At 60.2% G+C, this 19,868-nt stretch carries 24 protein-coding genes and 3 pseudogenes; 5 read left to right on the top strand and 22 right to left on the bottom strand.

Going from position 1 to position 19,868, the window contains the following annotated elements; genetic code table 11:
• The first annotated feature begins 544 nt into the window (after nt 1-544).
• The gene (locus HUK72_RS25520; protein WP_176599283.1) at nt 545-763 is read left to right on the top strand and encodes a hypothetical protein; all 219 of its coding nucleotides are present in this window, start codon (nt 545-547) and stop codon (nt 761-763) included.
• 110 nt (nt 764-873) lie between these two features.
• On the opposite strand, the gene HUK72_RS25525 is transcribed toward HUK72_RS25520, so the two are convergent.
• The 14 genes from HUK72_RS25525 to HUK72_RS25590 all read right to left on the bottom strand — a co-directional run bounded on the left by HUK72_RS25525 (nt 874) and on the right by HUK72_RS25590 (nt 8,056).
• Entirely contained in the window at nt 874-1,098 is a 225-nt protein-coding gene (locus HUK72_RS25525) for a hypothetical protein (protein WP_176599473.1), read from the bottom strand.
• Between the two features lie 352 nt (nt 1,099-1,450).
• Nucleotides 1,451-1,711: a CopG family ribbon-helix-helix protein gene (locus tag HUK72_RS25530; RefSeq protein ID WP_176599284.1), complete on the bottom strand. Its 261-nt coding sequence runs from the start codon at nt 1,709-1,711 to the stop codon at nt 1,451-1,453.
• A gap of 61 nt (nt 1,712-1,772) precedes the next feature.
• The gene (locus HUK72_RS25535) at nt 1,773-2,351 is read right to left on the bottom strand and encodes a hypothetical protein (protein ID WP_176599285.1); all 579 of its coding nucleotides are present in this window, start codon (nt 2,349-2,351) and stop codon (nt 1,773-1,775) included.
• Between the two features lie 186 nt (nt 2,352-2,537).
• Nucleotides 2,538-3,524, bottom strand: a complete 987-nt coding sequence (locus tag HUK72_RS25540; protein ID WP_176599286.1) for a DUF2493 domain-containing protein — start codon at nt 3,522-3,524, stop codon at nt 2,538-2,540.
• A 332-nt stretch (nt 3,525-3,856) separates the two neighbouring features.
• Nucleotides 3,857-4,084: a hypothetical protein gene (locus HUK72_RS25545; protein WP_176599287.1), complete on the bottom strand. Its 228-nt coding sequence runs from the start codon at nt 4,082-4,084 to the stop codon at nt 3,857-3,859.
• A 128-nt stretch (nt 4,085-4,212) separates the two neighbouring features.
• The gene (locus HUK72_RS25550) at nt 4,213-4,731 is read right to left on the bottom strand and encodes a DUF736 domain-containing protein (protein ID WP_176599288.1); all 519 of its coding nucleotides are present in this window, start codon (nt 4,729-4,731) and stop codon (nt 4,213-4,215) included.
• Nucleotides 4,732-5,054: 323 nt separating this feature from the next.
• Nucleotides 5,055-5,315: a hypothetical protein gene (locus HUK72_RS25555; RefSeq protein WP_176599289.1), complete on the bottom strand. Its 261-nt coding sequence runs from the start codon at nt 5,313-5,315 to the stop codon at nt 5,055-5,057.
• 148 nt (nt 5,316-5,463) lie between these two features.
• Nucleotides 5,464-5,649, bottom strand: a complete 186-nt coding sequence (locus HUK72_RS25560; protein WP_176599290.1) for a hypothetical protein — start codon at nt 5,647-5,649, stop codon at nt 5,464-5,466.
• A gap of 105 nt (nt 5,650-5,754) precedes the next feature.
• Nucleotides 5,755-5,901 (bottom strand): transposase domain-containing protein, encoded by a 147-nt coding sequence (locus HUK72_RS25565; RefSeq protein WP_255326020.1) that lies wholly within the window; start codon nt 5,899-5,901, stop codon nt 5,755-5,757.
• Between the two features lie 280 nt (nt 5,902-6,181).
• Nucleotides 6,182-6,385 carry a hypothetical protein gene (locus tag HUK72_RS25570; protein ID WP_176599291.1) on the bottom strand — a complete coding sequence of 68 codons (204 nt, stop codon included), beginning with the start codon at nt 6,383-6,385 and terminating at the stop codon, nt 6,182-6,184.
• 82 nt (nt 6,386-6,467) lie between these two features.
• Nucleotides 6,468-6,761: a type II toxin-antitoxin system RelE/ParE family toxin gene (locus HUK72_RS25575; RefSeq protein WP_176599292.1), complete on the bottom strand. Its 294-nt coding sequence runs from the start codon at nt 6,759-6,761 to the stop codon at nt 6,468-6,470.
• Nucleotides 6,758-7,024 (bottom strand): CopG family ribbon-helix-helix protein, encoded by a 267-nt coding sequence (locus HUK72_RS25580; protein WP_176599293.1) that lies wholly within the window; start codon nt 7,022-7,024, stop codon nt 6,758-6,760. Before HUK72_RS25580 ends, HUK72_RS25575 begins: the two co-directional genes overlap by 4 nt.
• Nucleotides 7,025-7,181: 157 nt before the next feature.
• The gene (locus HUK72_RS25585) at nt 7,182-7,457 is read right to left on the bottom strand and encodes a hypothetical protein (protein WP_176599294.1); all 276 of its coding nucleotides are present in this window, start codon (nt 7,455-7,457) and stop codon (nt 7,182-7,184) included.
• Nucleotides 7,454-8,056, bottom strand: coding sequence for a hypothetical protein (locus HUK72_RS25590; protein WP_218036290.1), 603 nt, complete (start codon nt 8,054-8,056; stop codon nt 7,454-7,456). The genes HUK72_RS25585 and HUK72_RS25590 overlap by 4 nt, the downstream gene beginning before the upstream one ends.
• A 162-nt stretch (nt 8,057-8,218) precedes the next feature.
• Here HUK72_RS25590 and HUK72_RS25595 point away from each other — a divergent pair, with 162 nt between their 5' ends.
• Nucleotides 8,219-8,665: a hypothetical protein gene (locus tag HUK72_RS25595; RefSeq protein ID WP_176599475.1), complete on the top strand. Its 447-nt coding sequence runs from the start codon at nt 8,219-8,221 to the stop codon at nt 8,663-8,665.
• Between the two features lie 173 nt (nt 8,666-8,838).
• Here HUK72_RS25595 and HUK72_RS25600 read toward each other — a convergent pair whose 3' ends face one another.
• Nucleotides 8,839-9,393: a hypothetical protein gene (locus HUK72_RS25600; protein ID WP_176599295.1), complete on the bottom strand. Its 555-nt coding sequence runs from the start codon at nt 9,391-9,393 to the stop codon at nt 8,839-8,841.
• Here HUK72_RS25600 and HUK72_RS25605 point away from each other — a divergent pair.
• Nucleotides 9,382-10,065, top strand: coding sequence for a hypothetical protein (locus HUK72_RS25605; RefSeq protein WP_176599296.1), 684 nt, complete (start codon nt 9,382-9,384; stop codon nt 10,063-10,065). The two genes, HUK72_RS25600 and HUK72_RS25605, sit on opposite strands and share 12 nt — an antisense overlap.
• Here HUK72_RS25605 and HUK72_RS25610 read toward each other — a convergent pair.
• From HUK72_RS25610 to HUK72_RS25640, 7 genes and pseudogenes are all read right to left on the bottom strand, one after another.
• Nucleotides 10,055-10,444, bottom strand: a complete 390-nt coding sequence (locus HUK72_RS25610; RefSeq protein WP_176599297.1) for a type II toxin-antitoxin system VapC family toxin — start codon at nt 10,442-10,444, stop codon at nt 10,055-10,057. The genes HUK72_RS25605 and HUK72_RS25610 overlap by 11 nt on opposite strands.
• On the bottom strand, nt 10,441-10,686 hold the full coding sequence (locus HUK72_RS25615; protein WP_176599476.1) for an AbrB/MazE/SpoVT family DNA-binding domain-containing protein: 246 nt from the start codon (nt 10,684-10,686) through the stop codon (nt 10,441-10,443). Before HUK72_RS25615 ends, HUK72_RS25610 begins: the two co-directional genes overlap by 4 nt.
• 190 nt (nt 10,687-10,876) lie before the next feature.
• Complete coding sequence (locus HUK72_RS25620; RefSeq protein WP_176599298.1) at nt 10,877-15,094, bottom strand: strawberry notch-like NTP hydrolase domain-containing protein; 4,218 nt, start codon at nt 15,092-15,094, stop codon at nt 10,877-10,879.
• 74 nt (nt 15,095-15,168) lie between these two features.
• Nucleotides 15,169-16,041 (bottom strand): toprim domain-containing protein, encoded by an 873-nt coding sequence (locus tag HUK72_RS25625; protein ID WP_176599299.1) that lies wholly within the window; start codon nt 16,039-16,041, stop codon nt 15,169-15,171.
• A 343-nt stretch (nt 16,042-16,384) separates the two neighbouring features.
• Nucleotides 16,385-16,795, bottom strand: a complete 411-nt coding sequence (gene vapC / locus HUK72_RS25630) for a tRNA(fMet)-specific endonuclease VapC (RefSeq protein ID WP_176599300.1) — start codon at nt 16,793-16,795, stop codon at nt 16,385-16,387.
• Nucleotides 16,795-17,025, bottom strand: coding sequence for an antitoxin (vapB, locus tag HUK72_RS25635; protein WP_176599301.1), 231 nt, complete (start codon nt 17,023-17,025; stop codon nt 16,795-16,797). The genes vapC and vapB overlap by 1 nt, the downstream gene beginning before the upstream one ends.
• 179 nt (nt 17,026-17,204) lie before the next feature.
• A pseudogene (locus HUK72_RS25640) lies at nt 17,205-18,082 on the bottom strand (IS3 family transposase); the annotation flags it as partial.
• 2 nt (nt 18,083-18,084) lie between these two features.
• Here HUK72_RS25640 and HUK72_RS25645 point away from each other — a divergent pair.
• Nucleotides 18,085-18,759 (top strand): annotated as a pseudogene (locus tag HUK72_RS25645) (IS630 family transposase); the annotation flags it as partial.
• A 567-nt stretch (nt 18,760-19,326) separates the two neighbouring features.
• Nucleotides 19,327-19,833: pseudogene (locus HUK72_RS25650) on the top strand (FAD-dependent oxidoreductase); the annotation flags it as partial.
• Nucleotides 19,834-19,868: the final 35 nt, after the last annotated feature.

The following is a 19,868-nucleotide window of genomic DNA, read 5'->3' on the forward strand; positions in this document are numbered from 1 at the left end:
GGCCGATGAAGTCGGTTTAGGAAAGACCATTGAGGCCGGGTTGGATGGTTCGCGCTTCCGGCGGGGCAAGGTTCCGCCCGTCGGGCGGAACGAAATAAGGCCTGCTGACAGGCGAATGGCGAGGCCATTGACGCGCAAAAAAGCGCTGGGAGCGAAGCCCCAGCGCGGGTCATCCGTCGGGCCTTCAGGACCGACGGTCCGGCAGGGGATCGACACCAGGCAGGGCGGAGACAAGGCATCGCCTTGGCTCCGTGAGCCTGGGTCGACGGCGTCCCTGAAAGGGGCGTCGGAGGCCCAAGCGAATAGAGCCCCGGTCGGCGGTGAGGAACGAACTGCCGAGCCACCAGCCTTTCCCTTTGATCAGCTCGATTAGCGAGCGCCGAGGCGGCAATCCCCATCGCCACAGCAACGCCCGGTTCGTGGCGGATGGACAGTGGGAGATTTTGGTGGTCGAGAAGCCGATGCCGTGGACTTGGCATGGAGCTCGATCGTGGGTTATAGAGGGGGTGTCCGGAGCCCTATCTCATGGACAAGGAACGCCAACATGGCACGCACATTGGAACAGGAACGCGCCGCGATCGAGGAGGAGCAGCAGAAGCTGGCTGGTCGCATGAAGGCGCTTGAAGACAAGGAGCGTGAGGTCGCGATTGCGACCGTCGAGAGGTCGGGATTGCTGAAGGTCGAGGGGAAGACGCTGACCGGCCTGATGGACCGGATCAGGACGCTCGGAATCGACGAAGTCCAGAAGCGATTGGGAAGCTGAAGCCACCACGGCGCGGCATCGGGCCGCGCCTGGTCATGGCGGGCTCGATGCCCGTCATGACCACATGTCCGACAGCAAAAAAAGGGAGAGCCGCAGCCCTCCCCTGTCGTTCAATAATCATCCAGCAGTTTGCCGGTGACGGTATAGACGATCCGGTCGATGACGGTCATCGGCAGCGGATCATGATCGCCCTCGTCGAGGACGATATAGCCCACTTCCTCATCGACGATCACATGCTGGTCGAAGAAGCTGTGCAGGGCGCGGCGTTCGGCATTGGCGCACGCGGCGAAGTAGGCGGCGTGATCGGCGCGGAACTGGTTCGTGATCGTCTGCATCATGATCCTCCTGTCTTGAAATGACAGGGTCAGTGCGCGCGGGCGGAGCGGGGTCGGGTCAAGGACGCGGGCCACCGGCCCGCGCCGCGAAGCGGGGAGTGGGGGAACCGATTTTCTCATGGGTGGAACGGAGCAAAGCGCAGTGGAGGCCCTGTGAAAATTGGGGGTACCGCTCCTCCTTGAGGCGGCCCCGCTCCGCCTGGCACAATGGGAAGTCAGTGAGATTTTCTCTCTCGTCGGGAGACCTCCGGCAAGGCGTAGCTAGCCAAGCGGACCGAATGGTCCGTGCGGCACGCGAGCGAGCCATTCAGCTTTCGACCTCGCGGCAAAGTCGATTGATCGAAGACGACTGTTACCGGCTGGACGAGTCCTTGAGCCCGATCATGGCGTCAATCTGATCCATGACCTCGTCATGAGGGATAGTCCGCCCGGCATCGACATCAGCCAGTCCCTGCTGAACAGCCTCAAAGATACGGATTTCTCTGTCGACATAGGCGGTCAGGACATCTGCTGCGAGAGAAACCCTGTCTCGTCGCATCACCCGTGCGATCCGCTCCAGCTTTTCGGCGGATTCATCGCTTATGCTGATGGTCATGGTTGTGGCAGCAGTCATACACATTTCCCTTGGGGTCCACTGAATTGCATAGCTGCGTCAGCCTGTCTTGTCCTGCAAGTTAAGCCCATTCGAGGCGGGAAGACGCATCGGCGTTACCCAGTTGGAGAAGCCGGTCGAGCCGCCCAAGATAATCGGCGACGCCCGTCTCCTGACCGCGGCGTTTGACGGCAGGGTTGGTGATCCGGGCGCGGATGTCCGCGATAGCGATTTCCCCGACGCTATGGGGACGCAGACCGAGGCTTTCGAACAGCGCATAGGCATTGCCATTTGCCAGGTTGAGTTCCAGCCCCTGGTCCGACGCGAGTGCGACGCGCATCCGGATGCTGCGATCGGCATCGACACGGTAGACCATGACGCGCCAGCCACGGAACTGGGCCTCTTCAATGACTGCAAGGGCATCTGCATCATGGTCAAAGACTCTCGCCACACTGGCAAGTGCAAGCGGGCAAATGCGCGCTTCGAAATGATAGCAGAGATAATCATCGCCCAGCGCGTCTGGATCGAGCAGCGCGATGCCCAGCCGGTCGCCCTCGGCGCGCAGATAGCGTTGGAATGCTCCGAGTTGGGGCGCCGTGATCTTGGCCATTGGACCTGACCGGTCATCGGCGTCGGTGGCGATGCGGAATGTGATGGACATGGGCTTTGCCTTCCCTTGTTGAGCCGGAAGGCCACTCCCCTCTTTCCTTTTTGTCTCCGTCGCAGCGGTGCCGACATGGGAGGGGAGGCTTCGCGGCGCGACGGGGATCGATGCCCCCGAGCGCCGCATTTCCAGCGCAAAGAAAGAGGAGAAACCCCGGCGGCTGCCGGGGCTTCTCCGATGGGCTCACGCCCGGCGTTCGGCGCGCTGTGCCGTGCTGCCGCCGTTGTTCTTGACGACGTGCAGCGGCACGCCGGCCGCGCGGAGCTTCTGGGCGAGATTGGCCTGGATGCCGGTGCCTTCGCAGATCACCGCCTCGACGGGCTTCAATGCCAGCATCCGGTCGTTGCGGACGAAGGCAGCGCGATTGCCAAGGTTCCGGTCGAGACGGAACTGGATGACCTTGACGCCGCGTGATGCGGCCCATGCCTGCGCGATCGCGTCGCACCCTTTGGTCTGGGCCGTGGTGGCGAGGATCATCTCGGGGATGCGGGTCTTGATCGCGTCGAGCCCGCCCCAGAGCCGGTCGCTGTCGTCCCAGTTCGAGCCGCCGGAAAAGACGACCACCGGGCCTTCAGGGGTGAACTGCTCGCGGCGTTCGCGGGCGCGTGCGGCGAGATAATCGCGCGCATCAATCATGGAGGCGGTGGTCGCACCAGACACCTTGCTGCCCCGCACCGGCGAGAAGGGCCTTCCCGTTTCCACGCGATAGACTTCGCCGGCATGGTCGCGCATGCATTCCATCGCTTCCCGGCAGCCCTGGAGCGTCTGGCAGAGGATCTGGGTTTCCTCCAGCTCGACGGCATAGATTTCGGACGGATCATATTCGCGGGCCAGTTCGCCGAGCTTCTTGGCGGTGTCATCCTCACGGCCTTCGATCCGCTTGGCGACGACATGGAAGCTGTTCGCGAAGCCCCAGGCAAGGTCGGCGGCATATGGCTCCATCCGGGTGTCGCGCAGCACGTCGAACAGCGTCTGCATCACCATCTCGACGGCGGCGCGCGCCTGATCGGGATCGGGCATGTCGCGCTGCTCGGGCTCGTCGACGATGCTGAGCTTGGCCATGTCCGAGTGTTCGATGAAGGCCTGTCCGTAGGTGGAGGAGAGATCGGTATTGGCCGTCTGCGAGGCGATGAAGCTGGCGAGATCGGAGAAGTTGGTGAAGCTGGTCATGAAAACCTCCAATGATTGCTCTCTCACCTGCGGATCAGATGAAAGATGATCGTCATCAGGAGGATCGGGCGTGCTTTAGTCAGGGACGCCGGGCGTTCGCGCCCGGCGCCGCGCAGCGGGGAGCGGGGGAACCGATTTTGTCGGGGTTGGAACGAAGCGCAGCGCAGTGAAGGCCCCGGCAAAATTGGGGGGACCGCTCATCCTTGACGAAAGGGCGCGGAGATCCTCACACTTTGGCGATGAAGCTTGTCTGATGCCGAGATGTGAGAGAGTATTCGATTTGCCCCGCGCTCGTGCGGGTTAACAGCAAATCGGCCGCAGTCTGTTGGGCGTTATGAGCAACATCCCGTTCGCCATTCCAGATGGCGGACATAAGTGGTGATCTCGAATATATTGCAGGCAAGTTCTTCGTCATTCAACGCGGCCTGTCTCGTGAATTCCAACGTCATGGCGGACCAGTCGAGGCCTTCGAGCAACTGATCGCGGCGGAAGACGAAGCGTTCGAGCGAGACGAGTTCGCGATAGGCGCTGGTAAACAGCGGGCTGATGTCAGTTGGCATGACCAAGGCTCCGATCTGATAGACAGGCATAAAAAAGACAGGGCCCGCTTCGCGACTGAGGAGAGCGAAGCGGACCCTGTAGGGCCGCGCATGAAGGGCAGGTCATGCGCGGTGGAGAGGCGGTAAATTCAGGCAGCGACGGATTGGTCGGCATCCGCCCCTTGACGGCGCTTGCCGCGGCCGGGCTGGGACGAATCTTCGCCGAAGGCCGCGGGCGCGGTGCTCTCGCCCAGGCCATCACCGCTTGCGGGTGCTGCTTCGCCACCGGGCAACGGCGGCAGGCCGGAATCGGTCTGGCGCGGCGCCATCGCGCTATCCACGTCACGCTTGCGATTGGGGCGCGACCAGACGATGTTGTACGAGCCGTCTTCCTGACGGAAGGCCGAGACGTAGAGGGGCTTGTCGAGGCTGGGATCCTCGATCTTCCCGTTCAGGAACATCTCGCCCGTGCCATTGGCCGGCAGTTCGAAGAGCGCACCGACCTGGACCCATTCCTTGGCGGCCGAGAGCGCGAACACTTCATATTTGGGCGCCTTGGGATTGGCCGAGTGCAGTTCGCGCAACGCGATCGTCAGGCTGACGCTGAGGGTCGAGATCTTGCCGAGGAAGGTGCCACTGGCGTTCTGCTTGATCGAACCGATATTCATGGGACTTCTCCTTGAGGTGATGCTCCCGAACCCCTTGTCCGGGACACCATCCTCTCTCCCCCTCCCCTCCTCGGCCGTTCGGCCGAGCAGGCGCGCCAGCGCCCCTCCGTCAGCGGCGACGCGCTGACGGGATGTCCTGGAGCGCAGGAAAGGCTTGAGGCGAGCGAAGGCAGATTGAGCCGGTTAGCCGGTGCCCAGGTTCAGCCCGCCATCAGCTTATTTCGTTTGAAGAAGTGGCAATAGCGCCGCCGGCAGCGCCGGTGCGAACCGATCGATGCTCAGACCGCCTTGTCCTCAAAATTGCGCCAGCGCTCGATCAGCTCCTACTTCCTGCCGAAGGCGTCCGGATAGATGGCGCCCTCATGTTGGCCGAGAAAACCGATGATCGTGGTAATATGGGTGGCGATCGTGCAGTCGAGCCCAAACAGATCGGCGATCGGGAAATGGCCGCAATCCTCGCCGTTCCACCATGCAAGCAGGAAGTTCGCGACGCGACGCGCCTGACCCGTTTCTGATCGGGCAACGGCAATTAAGCGATCAAGGGCTTTTTCTGCCACCACCCGGCTAAATGGGGTCACGTCCATGATCGGCCTCTCTGCTTATCACACGATAACGGGACTGGCGCGCATGCAAGCTCGCCGGGGCTGTCTGGAAAGTAAGCGCGGCCTGGGAACCGCAGATTTAGGCATGAGAGGTCTACGTGTCGTGCTCTCTCAGTGCACGAATTATAAATCACGCTGGTGTCACCACCTCGTCAATGAGATGAAATTCCTCCGACCAATCGCTTAGGTGGTCACGCACACTTTCGTCTGCTTCTGCTGCCCCAATTGCGTCTTCAAGCGTATCAGCCTCCACACTAACGATCGCCGTTCGTTCAAAGCGAAACCGTTGTGTAACTTTCATCTCAAACTTTGGCATTGGACGTTCCTTAAATCATACGACTCGTCAGCTACGCGGCTTTATCATATCCTAAGTCAATGGATGCCATCTCCCTGGCATAACTTCCTCCCATCGCGAGGCGGGCTAGGCGCCAGCGATCTTCTCGATGACATCGGCGATGCAGGCTTGCGGTTCGAGGCCGTTGAGTTTAGCTGTCTCGATCGACGGAATAGATGGCGGCTGGGCGTTCACCTGACGCGCGGCCAGGATTTCGATCGCGACCGCACTCATTTGCTTCAGATAGGGAAGGTCGGTTTCCGGGCACGAACTGCCTGAGGTGAGCAGAGGCCGCGAAATCCCATGCGGCCTGCATGATATCCGCAAGATCAATGTCACGCCGAAAATCGTTCATGAATGGGAAGCCAATTGAAGATACTCTTTAACTGTCTTCGTCGAGATCAGTGCTGAATTGTGCGGTCAGTATCGCGTCCAGCACTCAATTCACTGGGCGCGATGGCGATGTGGTCGAAGTTCATTGGTTCCGCTGGCGTTCGGTCCCTTGCATTTTCGATTACTCGGCTTCTCCTTTAGTAAGCCCATCTACGCCCCAAATTTCGACAAGCGCTGCGCCCGTGAGGTGTCGACTTTCCAGTGTAACCGCCTGCTCCAGAATTGAACGAACCTCTGTTTCCAGGCTGGGTCTATGCCGGTCGGCGCTTTCAGGCAATGCCCGATGAACCTCATCAACAATGTCCCAAACAGTGATAGTCGCCATTGCTTTTTAAACTCCCAAAATAACCGAGATGCAATGACGCCGTGGACTATGCGGCGGACCGACCTTTATGACCCCCGGACCGTCAGTTTTCGGGCTCGAAACTGCGATTCTCCCGGCAATGCCACAGCCGCAGAATTAAGATGGTATCCGCCGCGATCTCATAGCGCATCTCGTAGTTGCCCACGATCAGTCGCCGGATTTCGCGCGGCTCATATGCGTCGAGACGCTCACCCAGCCTGGGGAAATCGAGAAGCCTGCTCGGTGCGCGCACCAACTGCTGGATTACCCGCGCTGCGGCCTCGGGTGCGACTGGCTTCAGATGATCGTAGAGACGGACCAGGCCTGACGAGCCCTTGCTCGTCCACTGAATCTTCATCGGGTCGGCGGAGGCAGCGGATTATCAGTCGACAGGCTATCAGCCCAGGCCAGGACACTTCTGTGATCGATCACCCGGCCGGCATCGACATCGTCCATGGCCTCAAGCGTTAGCTTGTGCCGTTCTTCTTCTTGGTCGATCCAGGCAGATAGTGCCTGTTTCATGATCCAGCCCCGCGACCGGTCCATGCGCTGCGCCAGCACATCAATCTTGTCCGCAAGACCGATCGGCACATGCGCGGTAAGCACTCTCGTATCGGCCATGTGATTAACTCCTAATCGGTTCGATTAGTGTATAATCACTGTTGCAGCGAGCCGCAAGCTGCAACGGAGCAGCAATCGGGAACGTCCGTGCATTCTTCTGATCAAGCCAGCCCAATTTTTTCTGCCGACACCGCCTGAAGCATCCAGCGTTGCCCTTTCAGGCGACGCAACAGGTCGGAAGCAGCGGGCAGGGGAAGGCGCCATAGCGAGAGGTTGCAACGAAACCCGCACTGTCGAGATGGCGTGCAGGCACCCGACGAGCATGACGCAATTGCCCCTTTCGCCAGCCGGTCCATTCTCGCCAGCCCCGCCGGTTCGACCAGCGCGACATACAGTTGGCGGAAATGAGCGCGGGCTGCCTCAGTTGCGCGACCCGCTCGAGGATCGGTCCGTTGTTGAGATGTGGCAGGCCCACGATGATCTCGATCGTCATGGCACAGGCACAGCGCCGATCGCAGAAAAGCTGTTGACGATCTGGCCATCGTCATAGCGGTCGGCATCAACCAGCGCCCGATGGTCGATCTGCTCATAAGTCGCACGGCCGAGATGATCGACGCTGAGAACACGCCGACCGATCACGCCGGTCTTGCCGTCCGGCACCCAGTTCGCATGAGAACCGAATGCAGCAATGACGACGATCTCGCCTATCATGGCCTCATAAGCGGCGATGGACCGCAAGACATGGCTCTCCCGTGACGTGACGTCCGTGCCGGTGAAAGCGCCGTACGCCTGCGGGCGCCAGGCGCGGGCGGTGTCATGGGCAAGCAGGACCGCCGCGCCCATGCCCGGCCGATCGACCCGCCTCAGTTCGGCCTCGAACGCGATGTACACAAGGGACCAGTTGACGTCCTCTTCATAATAGACCTCGTCGCGCCGAAGGATCGGCGGCATCGCTGCCTGCCGCTCATCGGACAGGATGATGCCGCCGTGGCTGGCCGTCGATACATGCCAGATGCCGGCCAGAATCTGATCCGCGCTGATGATCGCGCCCCAAATGCTCGTTGCCGGCTGGGGTGAAGGCAGAAAGGCCATGATATTTCTCCTATATTGGGTCAGCAACCCTGCCCCCTATCCCCTTTCACGCCCCAGATGCTGGGAGTTGACGGAGCGCATTGTTCACTATATGTTCTTATCGAAGGAGATTTTTCCGTGAGCCACGAGAAGGAAATCCGTCGCTTTTTCGATCTCGACATCATGCTGCGCGACGCGGCGCTTGATCCCGAGAACCATCCAACGCGCCGGATGATCGCCAATGCCTGCATCGGCATGCCGGCCAACGATGCCTATTATTCCGTGCGCGAGCTGCGCGAAGCCGCGCATTGGGTCCATGAAGGCGAGGCCGCCGGCAAGACGAAACTGATCTCGGTGTTGTCCAACGACAATTGCGACGATTTCCAGCGCTGCATCTATTTCTGCCTGGCGGGGCGCGGCATTGTCGAGATGCTCGACGATCTCGAATGGCTGGAGGAACTGCTGGAACATCGAGGCCGCATCGCGGGCGAACAGCTTCGCATGAAGATCCCGACCATGCCGGTAAAGCATCCCTATGTCGCGGATGAACCCGATGGCCCGATGATTGCGATGGATCGCGACTTCAGGCAGGGATCATCCTGGTGGTTGGATGAAGCGCTGAGGGGCTGAGGCGAAGCTTGGAGAGCTTGATGGATTGGATCACGGAAATAACTCCTGCTGGCATCCGGATCAGCCCGGACACCAGCCCCGCTCCCCCTCCCCTTTCTTCTGTGCGCTGGACGAATTCACACAGCTGAGGGCGCTTCAATCCGTCATCCGGTTGCCCTACGATCCGCGCCATGTCAGCAGGTGAACATTGGCGCGCCGGTTTCGAAATCGAGGTCATTCTCGGAGACCTGGACGAATCGTCTTTTGCAAAACAGCTGAGCATGTACGGTCCGATGGACGAGGCCTCTCCGGCCTTCTGCAAGGCCGTCGCGGCAAAGCTTCGCGCGCAGACGGGCCGTCCATGGTCCGCGCCGATCCGATCGCCGAGGAAGCCCGGCTTTTATGTGATCGCGGAATATGGACTCGATCCGCTGGTCTGGCCTGACGACCGCCTTGCCGGGGTCGAACTGCTTACCCCGCCCCTGCCTTTCGATGAAGCCGAAGCCGTCCGGCGCGAGATCATCGAAGCCATCGACGTGATGGACGGGGACTATAATTTCACAGGCGACGAATCCACCAGCGATTGCGGTTGGCACATCAATATCGATGCAGGTGACAGGCATCGGCTGGACGCCAGCCGGTTCATCACCGGTGTCGACGAACTGTTGCTGCTGGCGCGCAACGATCGGCTCTTTTCGCCCTATACAGGACTTCAGCGACACGCTGTCGGGATAGCGTTGCTGCGCCATCTGGCCCATGATCCAACGGCCAAGCTTCTGGCCGGCGGGTCCCTCGACAATCTGCTCAACCAACGCGCCGGCCGGGATAAAGGCTATGCCGCCAATTTTGCAAAGACACTGAACGGCTATGTGGAATTGCGCCATTTCAGCGCGGACGCCTTCTTCAATGGCCCGCATCTCGTCGAGCAACTTGACAGGATTCCGGCGGCCTTCGAGATAGGACATAATCGCAGTGCTACCTTCGACACGGCATATCTGCGCAAATTTGCGATACTGTCGAACTGGCTGGCCGGCATTCGGGACAAGCTCTCATGGAATGTGAGCCGGGGCATCATCTGCGCCGAAGGCGAAATCTGCCTTGAAGGCCATCCGATCGGACGTCTGCTGGCCAATGGCCTAGTCGAGCTGAGCCTGTATCGCGGCGGCGTGCCTGACGCGCTCGCGGAAATCCGCAATGTCGGGCTGGCCGACATTCCCGAGGCCGTTGCCCTACTGGCGCTCGATCTCGCCGAATTGCGCAACCTTGGGTTCACGTCGCGAACCATTGAGAACAAGGCGTTCCAGCGGAGCATCGTCCAATTGGCCAATCGGCTGAGGCGAGAACCAATGCTTTCGAGTGAAGCCCAACTCTCGGCGCTTGCCGCGGCTCGCGAGAATCCGCCGTGGCAATTTAGCGAATAATCACGACCTCGACGCCCACTTGTCTGGCAATGGACGCCCACTGCCGGTCCGCAGTCCAGGCAGGCAAGCCCTCCCGCTTCGCGAGCGCCAGGCAGAAGCGATCGCCAAGCGATAGTCCGGCCTTGGCGGTTACAGCCCGCAGGTGGCCGGCCGATCGCGCGAGCTCAGCGTCGACGTCCACCAGCATCACCGGCAGGGGATGCAGCATGGCGTCTACTTCCGATGGCGGCATGTCGTTATGCACAAAGTGGCTCGTCACCTCCGCAAGGTTGACCACGCACATGTGCGATCCGGTCAGGACCTCCGCCACCTTGTCGCCGCCCGCTTCCGCGCGCAGCATGGCCAGCAGAGCTGATGCATCAAGGACGACAGACGTCATTCGCCGCTTTCAACACGCCGATTGGCGAGAAACGCATCGACCGAAGCCTCAGCCTTGTTGGCCGTATATTTGCTCGCGAGCGCGCGGGCATGGGCGATCGACTGCTCAACCGTCCGCAGGATGATACCGTCCGGCGTTTCCTCGACCAGCAGGGAGCCTCCGCGAGAAAGGCCTAGGCGCTTGCGAAGGTCGGCAGGTAGGCTCATCCTGCCGCTGGGGGTGATATTTACCTGTACAGTCATATCCTTCCCTTTCGAATTCGATTTTTCTGAATGGGTCACATAGATCATCTTATGCCACAAATTTAGCCCTATGTCACTAAACTGAACATGGGGCATCGCGTACCAGATCAGGTTCCATCTCTCCGGCGAGCCGGCCAGTTCCTCGAAGGGAGCAAATTGGTCAGTCTCGCAGGTCCGGACAATCTGGTTACTATCCGTCGATCAGCCGTCCAATGATTGCTTCGGCCTCCGTCACTGGAAGAAAGGCGCGCGTGCGAAAACCGATGATCTCGGTAAATGCGCCAAGCGATTTGAGCCAGGGCAGTTGCGCCGCAGGGCAACCGACCAGTTCGATGCGCGGCTTCCCGTTAACGATCGCGCGCTTGACCGTCATCGGGAATGGTCGGGTCAGATCGATGCTGCGGCCCGACAGCGCTGACTGGGCGATCTGGTCGGCAGGCAACGTCTCTGCCTTGGCGACACCCAGCTTGGTGTAGAGATGGGCGACATGCTCGTCGTAGACGAGACGCCCGAGCCAGGATCGCCCATCGGCGGTTGCGATCCAGTTGACGGCCAGATGGTCGCTCGGCAGCGCCGACCAGATCGGCAGCAGCAAGCCTGTCGCCTGGCGGATGGTCTCGCGCTCGAGGGTGTCCGCCACCTCCTGGGCCTCGGCAGCCCATTTCTCGCCAAATTCCTCCTGTTCGATCGGTTTCCAGGCCGTTTCGAACATATCCGCCTCACGATGATATTCATTGCGGATCGGCCGCATGAGCTCGACGCGCGGGATCGGCGCCCCGTCTTCCTCTCCCATCAGCGAGCGGGCATGGACCAGGAGCGCGACCTTCCCGGATTTGCCGTTGATCATATACTGTGCTGACGGGTCGGCCTCGGCGATCCGCAGGATGCGTTCGAGAGAAACCGGATGCCGGCGGCGCCCGATCTCGATGGTCAGCAGATGGGAGGTTGCGCCGCTGACCGGATCGGTGCGCAGCAATGTGTCATCGATGATGGTTGCGTCCTCCACCATGATGGTCTCGACCCCGATATCGAGCCTTCCGGCCTCACGAGCGGCGGAAATGCGCGTTTCCACCAGCGAGAGAAATTCCTCGAAAATCTGGTTCTGGAGGTGGATGGGCAAAGCCAGCAGCCGATTGAGCCAGCGCTGGATCGGCGGAAGTTCGTCTTTCAGCACCGCGTCGTTGTCGAGTAGCTCAAGTCCGGTTCGCTCTTCGAACTCGGAAAGTGTCACGCTGCTGAGCTTGCCGTCGACCAGAAGATGGAACCAGCTGTTGAGCGCAGCGCAGGCATATTCGCTTTCGAGATTGTCGGCCGGGTCGAACATATTTTGGCCGCCGGTCTGCCGCTGTCCCCGCGTCAGCGCGCCGAGGCTGTCGAGCCGCCGCGCGATCGTGCTGGTGAAGCGCAATTCGCCCTTGCAGTTGGTGGTGACCGGTCGGAACAGCGGGGAACTCGCCTGGTGCGTGCGATGGGTTCGACCCAGGCCCTGGATTGCCCGATCGGCGCGCCAGCCCGGTTCCAGAAGGAAATGGACGCGCTGCTCCTGGTTCACCGCATCGAGCGACGCATGATAGGAGCGACCGGTGCCGCCGGCGTCAGAGAAGATCAGGATACGCTTGCGGCCCGCCATGAAGGCTGCGACGTCTGCCTGGGACGATCGGAGGGAGCGGGTCTCCAGCTTCTGCGCACCCGAACTGTCGGACACTAGACGTCTGGTTCGGCCGGTGACCTCGGCGACATTGTCATGGCCGAAATGCTCCAGCAGCCCATCCAGCGCCGACATGATAGGCGGCAGGGCGCAGATATGCTCGATCATCGAGGCTCGGGCCGCTTCGGCTTCCGGATTGTAAACCGGGTTCCCGGCCTCGTCGGACATGGGCTCGGATCGCACATGGCCGGTGTCGTCCGTGAAAACGCGCATCTGGCGCGTCGGGAAAGCGCGCTCCAGATAGTCCAGCATGTAATCGACGGGACTGAGATCAATCTCCAGCATCGCCCGTTGGTCGGGAGCCAATGCATCGAGGCGACGGTTGAGGATGGATTCAGCCGTCGTGACCAGTTGGAGGACGACAGACTGTCCCAGTTGCAGATGGGCTTCGACGGCAGCAATGACGGTCGGCAATTTCATGGCCAGGAGAACCTGGCCGAAGAATCTCTGTACCGTTGATTGCAGGCGTGACCGCGCGGCGGCCTTTGCTCCACTGTTGAGTGTCGCGTTTTCCAGGGCATCGACGACATTGGTTGCTTCAAGAGCACGCTCCATGTTCCGATGAATCACGGACCAGGCCTCAGAGTAAGTGTCGTAGATCTCGATCTGCGCGGGCGTCAGTTCGTGCTTGAGGATCTCATATTCGACGCCGGCAAAACTGAGCGCGCGGGCGTGGTAGAGACCCATGGCTTTGAGGTCGCGCGCCACCAGTTCCATGGCCGCGATCCCGCCGGTGCGGATTTCGCTGATGAACTGCTCGCGATCGGCAAAGGATGTCTCTGGTCCCCAGAGGCCCAGGCGCACGGCATAGGCGAGATTATTGATCTCGGACGCGCCAGTGGCGGAGGCATAGAGGACGCGCGCGCGCGGAAGATGATTTTGCAAGCGAACGCCGCAAATGCCCTGTTGGGAGCCTGACTTTGCGCCAAGGGCGCCCTCCCCGCCTGCAACGCCGCCCATTTCATGGGCTTCGTCGAACGCGATGACACCTTCGAAATCAACGCCCGCCCAATCGATAATCTGCTGCAATCGGCTGTGATCGCCGCGCATCGAGCGCAGCGTCGGATAGGTGACGAACAGAACTCCATCCTGAAGCGTGATGGGTTCGTTGATCTTCCAGTTGTTGACCGGCTGGATATCGGCGGCGACGCCTCCAAGCGCGGTCCAGTCCCGGCGCGCATCTTCGAGCAGGGGTTCGTTCTTCGTCACCCAGATATTGCGGCGGCGGCCTTGCAGCCAATTGTCGAGAATGCAGGCGGCGACCTGACGCCCCTTCCCCGCCCCAGTGCCGTCCCCTAAGAAGAAGCCCTTCCGATAGGCAGCGCCATCGGGCGAGATGTCGAGGCCGACGCCCTCCTTGCTGGGGACAAAGCGGCCGGCAAGATCCTGCGACCAGGCATGTCCGGCATAGACCACCGTTTCGAGCTGGGAGGCGGAGAGCAGGCGCTCGATGACGGTCCGGTCCGGCAGGTGGGGCACATAAGTCGGGATCGGTGCCGGGATCGAGCCCATGGCGATCGATTCCACCAGCGCGGTCGGATGCTCGCCTGCTTTGGAAAAGACGATCCGGCTTGGTCGATAGGGAAGATAGATGCCGACCTGGTCGAGCAGCGGCGCAGGAATTTGCAGCGCGTCATATTCGACTGGCAGAACCTCGTTTTTGACCGGCGCATGCCATGTGCGCGGCGCTGGTCGGCTGCTTTTGACTGCACGAAAGAGGGAAATGCTCGAGCCGCGTTTGGATGTAGGCAGTGCTGACGGAGCTCTCGCCTGTGCGCGGGGGTGGACGGTGACGCAGTCGAGGAAGTCGGTAAGGCTGGTTCGCGAGATAGTGGCCGGGATCGTTCCACCAGGCACCTTGTCGATGACGAACAGGCGGACCGCGATCGAGGTGCCATGCTTGGTGTAGCATTTTTCCAGCCGCAGCGAGGTCAGCACGCTGACGTCGCGCAGCGTGGTTTCGAATGTGTCGCGCATCCGCGCGGTGGGACCGAACCAGTCCGGCATGATCGCGACCAGACGGCCGCCCTGTTCGAGCCGCCGCAAGGCTGCCTGCAAATGGCGTACAGCGGCAAAGTCATCCGCACCGCGACCGAGCGATCGGGCGAAGGGCGGATTCATCAGCACCAGGGTGGGACGCGGAAGATGTGAGAGGGTTGAATTAAGCGCCGCGCCGTCATGGCCGGTGATCACGGCCTCGGGAAATGCAGCGGCGAGGCGGTTGCGGCGGCGCTCGTCGATTTCATTGAGGTGGAGGGAAGTGTGCGGACCACAGTGGGCGATCAACAGTCCGTTACCGGCGCTCGGTTCGAGGATATGGTCCTCCGGTTGGACATTGCCGAGAAGGACGGCCAGTGCGGCAATGTCGATGGGCGTCGAAAATTGCTGCCATTCAATCTGTTCCTCGCTTCGAACGGTTTGTGTGGGCAGGCGATTGGCGAGATCTATCGCGCGTTGGATGTCTGCTGTGTGCAGCAGTCCGATAGGCGTCGCCCGCAGGTGAAGCGCCAGCGCATGTTCGAGAGCCTCGAAACTGTCGCGCTGCGTCCAGCGGCCATCGGCATCGCTGCCGCCGAAGGCTGCGATCATGGCGGCGTTGATGTGGGCTCTCGCAACAGGGTCACTTCCAGCTAAGGACTGGCGGATCTGCTCGGCTGCTAAGGTGAAAGGACGCGCGGCCGCTTCGAAAAGGTCGGTCATCTGGGAATCTCCGGGGTTTGGCTGCTCCGATCGGCAGCTCCACCCCTTCGATCCCCCTCCCCTCTTGCCCTGGGTCAGCGGTCGCGGACATCTTCGGCGATACTCAAACGCACGCGGTGCGCCAGGATATTGGCCCAGTCGTCGAACGGTGGTGCGGGAGGGTGGCGCACTATCTGGAGGCCTGGTCGGCGATAACGTTCCTCGGCCTTATTCCCTGCCAGGAGGCCTGGACCGTCATTATCCTCGGCGAGGATGAGCTTCTCTACGGTGTCGGGGATGAGCAACTGGTCAAGTCGATCGGCTCCCAGGCTTGCCCAACACGGGATGTCGTGAAGGAGGGTATAGGCCCAGGCGGTTTCGAAGCCCTCGGCAATAGCAAGGGTATCGGAAACGCGGCTGCCCTGCCATGCGCCTCTCGCTGGCACGCCGATCATGCGCTTGTGGGTGTAGCATCCGGTCTTTGGGTCGAGGAAAATCCGTTGCACTGCGGTCAGCCGCCGACCCTCCCGGACTGCGACAAGCAGCGCGGGCAGATAGACGGTATGCGGCCTCGGGCGATAGGGGCAGCGTGGATGATACCGGATGTCGGGTGGCAGAACATGGAAGTTGCGGATGCCGCAATAGGTCGCTGCCAGGGTGTCGCGAACATCGAGGGCTTCAGCCCAGAGGCGAGAAGGATTGCCTGAGAGGGCGGACATTTTCGCCTCAGGTGGTCGGCCGCGCTCGAAAATCCGGACCCGTTGCAGTTCGCGCAGCACATTCTCAGCCGAGCAACCGGCAAAACAGTGGACGATAATGCCGCGTTCGCCCTGGCGCAGCGAAAGGCTCGGACTGCTGTCATCATGAGCGGGGCATAGGCACATGGCTCTCCACCCGGACCAGTGCCCGCGCAGGGCGTGAACGAGGTCGATGAGTTCCTGTGTGGGTTGTTTGGCGACGAGTGGCATAAGCTTACCTCCGGCTTATGCTTCCTCTCCCCCTCCCCTTTTTGTCGGTTCGACTGTGAACGCCTACTTCATAAGCTTTAATATGGAGCCTCCCTGGCGGTTCATATTAAGGCTTTTTGGTCTGCTCATCGAATTTGGGCTGCCCCGAAGCACGATGCCGAGCGCTTGGGTCGGTAATGGAATGGCGACGGCTTCCGGGAACGCGGCTTATGAGAAGCAGTTCATTCCTGCTCTACCCGGAATACCTACTGGCTAGTCTGGCACAGGGGATCTACCTCTTTGCCGTCAGCAGCATTTCAACGAAGCTTAAGCGATGGCATAGCTACCATGCAGGATTGGGACTTCACTCTGACCCCGACACCCAGTCTTCAGCCCGCAATCCGGGCACGCGATCGAACTCCCGCAGATTGTTGGTGACGACTATCAGTCCGCACGATCGCGCATGGCCGGCGATCATTTGGTCATACGGACCAATCGGTGTGCCAGCACGTGCGAGCTCCGCACGAAGCTGGCCAGTGTGCGCAGCTGCTTCCCGGCCGTAGTCGAGCACATCGAGACGTGCGGCGAAGCCTTCCACGTCTGCAAGATTGCGCTCGGGATTGCCAGACTTCTCCGCACCATAGATCAATTCCATCAGGGTGATGGAGCTGATGCACATCTGGCCGTGGTGCCGCTTGAATGCTACGCGCACTTCTTGAGGCCTGTTCTTGATCGTGAAAATGCAGATATTTGTGTCAAGCATGAACTTGAGCATCAGAAAGCCTCTCGCTCCTGATGGGCCGGCTGCTCACGCTCCGACATGAAATCGGCCGTCACACCTTCTCCATCAAACCAGCTGTCCCAAGCCTCGCCCGCAGGGGTGATGATGCGAACCCGGCCCAAGGCGATCACATCGACGCGCTTCACCTCATCGGGAAGGGCGACCGCCTTGGGCAGCCTCACTGCTTGGCTACGATTGCTCTGAAATACTGATCCTTGTTCCACAACATTCTCCCGGGATACACCTTGCGTATATCCCAATTTATGACATGCCTGGGATATGTCAACTGTATATACATATTGATTGAGGTGGTCGGTTTCTCCTGGACAGCGGATCAGTCGTTATAAGTGAGCCACTGGCCTATCCTCGTATGGGTGCCGAAGCCAGACCGGCGGCGAAAAATTCATGCGGCCAGAGCCATCGGTTCGGGTCCGAAATAGACCTGATCGGGCGTTCGTCCCTGATGGGAAGAATGAGGCCGTTGCCATTGTAGAAGATGAAATAAGCGGCGAGCGAAGCCCGCTCTGCGCTGACTGTATCGTATGCCCGGAGATAAACCTCTTCGTATTTGACCGAGCGCCAGAGCCGCTCAACGAAGACATTGTCGCGCCAAGCGCCTTTGCCATCCATGCTGATTTCGATCTTGTGGCTCTTGAGCAACTCGGTGAAGTCGCTGCTGGTGAATTGGCTGCCTTGATCGGTGTTGAAAATATCGGGCTTGCCGTAACGCGCGATGGCCTCCTCGACGGCCTCCAGGCAGAAGGCGGTATCCATCGTGATCGACAAACGCCACGACAACACGCGGCGGGTGAACCAGTCCACGACGGCGGCGAGATAGACAAAGCCGCGCGCCATGGGGATGTACGTAATGTCCATCGCCCAAACCTGGTTCGGCCGATCGACCACGAGGTTACGCAACAGATACGGGTAAATCCGGTGACCTGTTGCCGGCTTGGATGTGTTCGGGCGCCGATAAATCGCTTCCACGCCCATGCGCTTCATCATCGTGCGAACCGCGTCTCGCCCAATCTCGAAGCCTTCACCACGCAACAGATCGCGCAGCATCCTGCTGCCCGCAAACGGATGCTCGAGATGCAGGGCGTCAATCCGGCGCATGATCACCAGATCCCCTGCCGATACCCCGCAGGACTGGTAATAGAAACTGCTGCGGCTGATACCCAGGATCTTCGCTTGTCGCGTCACCGACAAGGCATGACTGCGGTCGCTCATTTCTTTGCGCACAGCAGGCCGGCCTTGCCGAGCGCGCCGGATAAAAAGATCCTATGAGGGCGGTTGGGAATTATCTCAAGCGGTGGGGGTTCACACCGCAAAAGCCGATCCGTCGCGCCTATGAGCAAAACCCTCAGGCCGTGAAGGCCTGGCTGGAGACAAGTTATCCTGCGATCGAAAAGCGGGCAAAGGCCGAGGACGGCGAAATCCACTGGGGGGACGAGACCGCTGTCGTCAACACGGACGTGCGCGGTCGATCTTATGCTCCAAAGGGAGAAACTCCAGTGGCCTACGCGCCTGGGAGCCGTGCCAAGTTGTCGATGATCTCAACGGTCACCAATCAGGGCAAGACGCGTTGGATGATCATCGAGGAGAACTTTGGCGCCGAACGGCTGATCGAGTTTCTCGAAGCCCTGATCAAGGACGCTGATCGCAAGATATTCCTGATCCTCGACAATCTTCGGGCCCACCACTCAAAACTGGTCAAAGCATGGCTCGAAACGCGCAAGGAAAAAATCGAGATCTTCTATCTCCCCAGCTACTCGCCCGAATTGAACCCGGACGAGCGGCTCAATGCCAGCCTGAAGCATGCCATCAGCACCACCGTGCCGGAAAAAACCAAGGCCAAACTCAAAGCCGCTGCGCAAAAGCATATGACTGGCCTCGCGAATTCTCCAGAAAAAGTCTGCGCTTTCTTCAGGGACCCCCGTTGCAAATATGCCGCCTAACTATCAACGTGCCGGATCAATAGTCAAGCCTGACTCACAGTTCCCTCACCACCGTGAATCGGTGCAGGATATGCAAGCTGTTTGCTTATCGCTATGCTGCGGCGATAGGGGTGTCGCGGAGGTTGATGATCTGACCCAGTCGTTTGATGACCTTCTCATATCGGCCGAGTCCTGACCCGTCTGGAGACGATCAGCAGTTCCTTTATCAAGGGGACCAACTCCACAGTGGAAGACTACCGAGTCTTGAGGAACAGATCGAGTTCGCACCGCTCCGTGGCGCTTCAGTTCCCTGACCATGCCGCCGATCTCGAGCAAGTCGAGCCGGTGGCGCGTGATACTCGGTCTCAGGTTGGTTTCGAATAACGGCAGAACCGGGTCTTCGGTGCACATGAAACCTTACGGATCATGAAACGTCCGTTTGGCACGGTCACCCCATGAGCAATATGGACACTCTGTCGCGACCTTTTGGTCACTGCTTTCTGATTTTTTTCGGCAGGCGCCGTCAAACGGTGGTACCCCGCACGGCGCAGCAGCGAAGTTGGGCTGGAACTGGTCGAGGTTGCCCTTGACGATCAAGGCGCGATCATCGTTGACGAGTACAACAAATCGAGCGTCGACAGCATCTACGCTGTTGGCGACGTTACCAACTGGATTCAACTGACGCCTGTCGCAATCCGTGAGGGTCATGCCTTCGCTGACTCGCTGTTCGGCGGCAATCCGCGCACGGTTGACTATGCCTTCATCCCATCGGCCGTATTCAGCCACCCACCACTCGCGGGCGTCGGCCTGACCGAAAGTCAAGCGCGAGAGCAATATGGCGCCGTGAAGGTCTACATGTCCGACTTCCGGCCGATGAAGAACGTGCTGGCAAATCGCAATGAACGCGCACTCTACAAGATGATCACCGATCCGGTAACGGACAAAGTGCTGGGCCTTCACATGATTGGCCCCGATGCGCCGGAAATTCTCCAGGCAGCGGCAGTCGCTGTCAGGGCGGGACTCACGAAGCAGGATTTCGACGATACCGTCGCATTGCATCCAAGCATGGCCGAAGAACTTGTGCTGCTCAAATAGATCCTTTTCAACAAGATCCTGAATGTCGCGAAGCA

The sequence above is a fragment of the Sphingobium sp. 15-1 genome, from assembly GCF_013375535.1.
Lineage (GTDB): Bacteria > Pseudomonadota > Alphaproteobacteria > Sphingomonadales > Sphingomonadaceae > Sphingobium > Sphingobium aromaticivastans.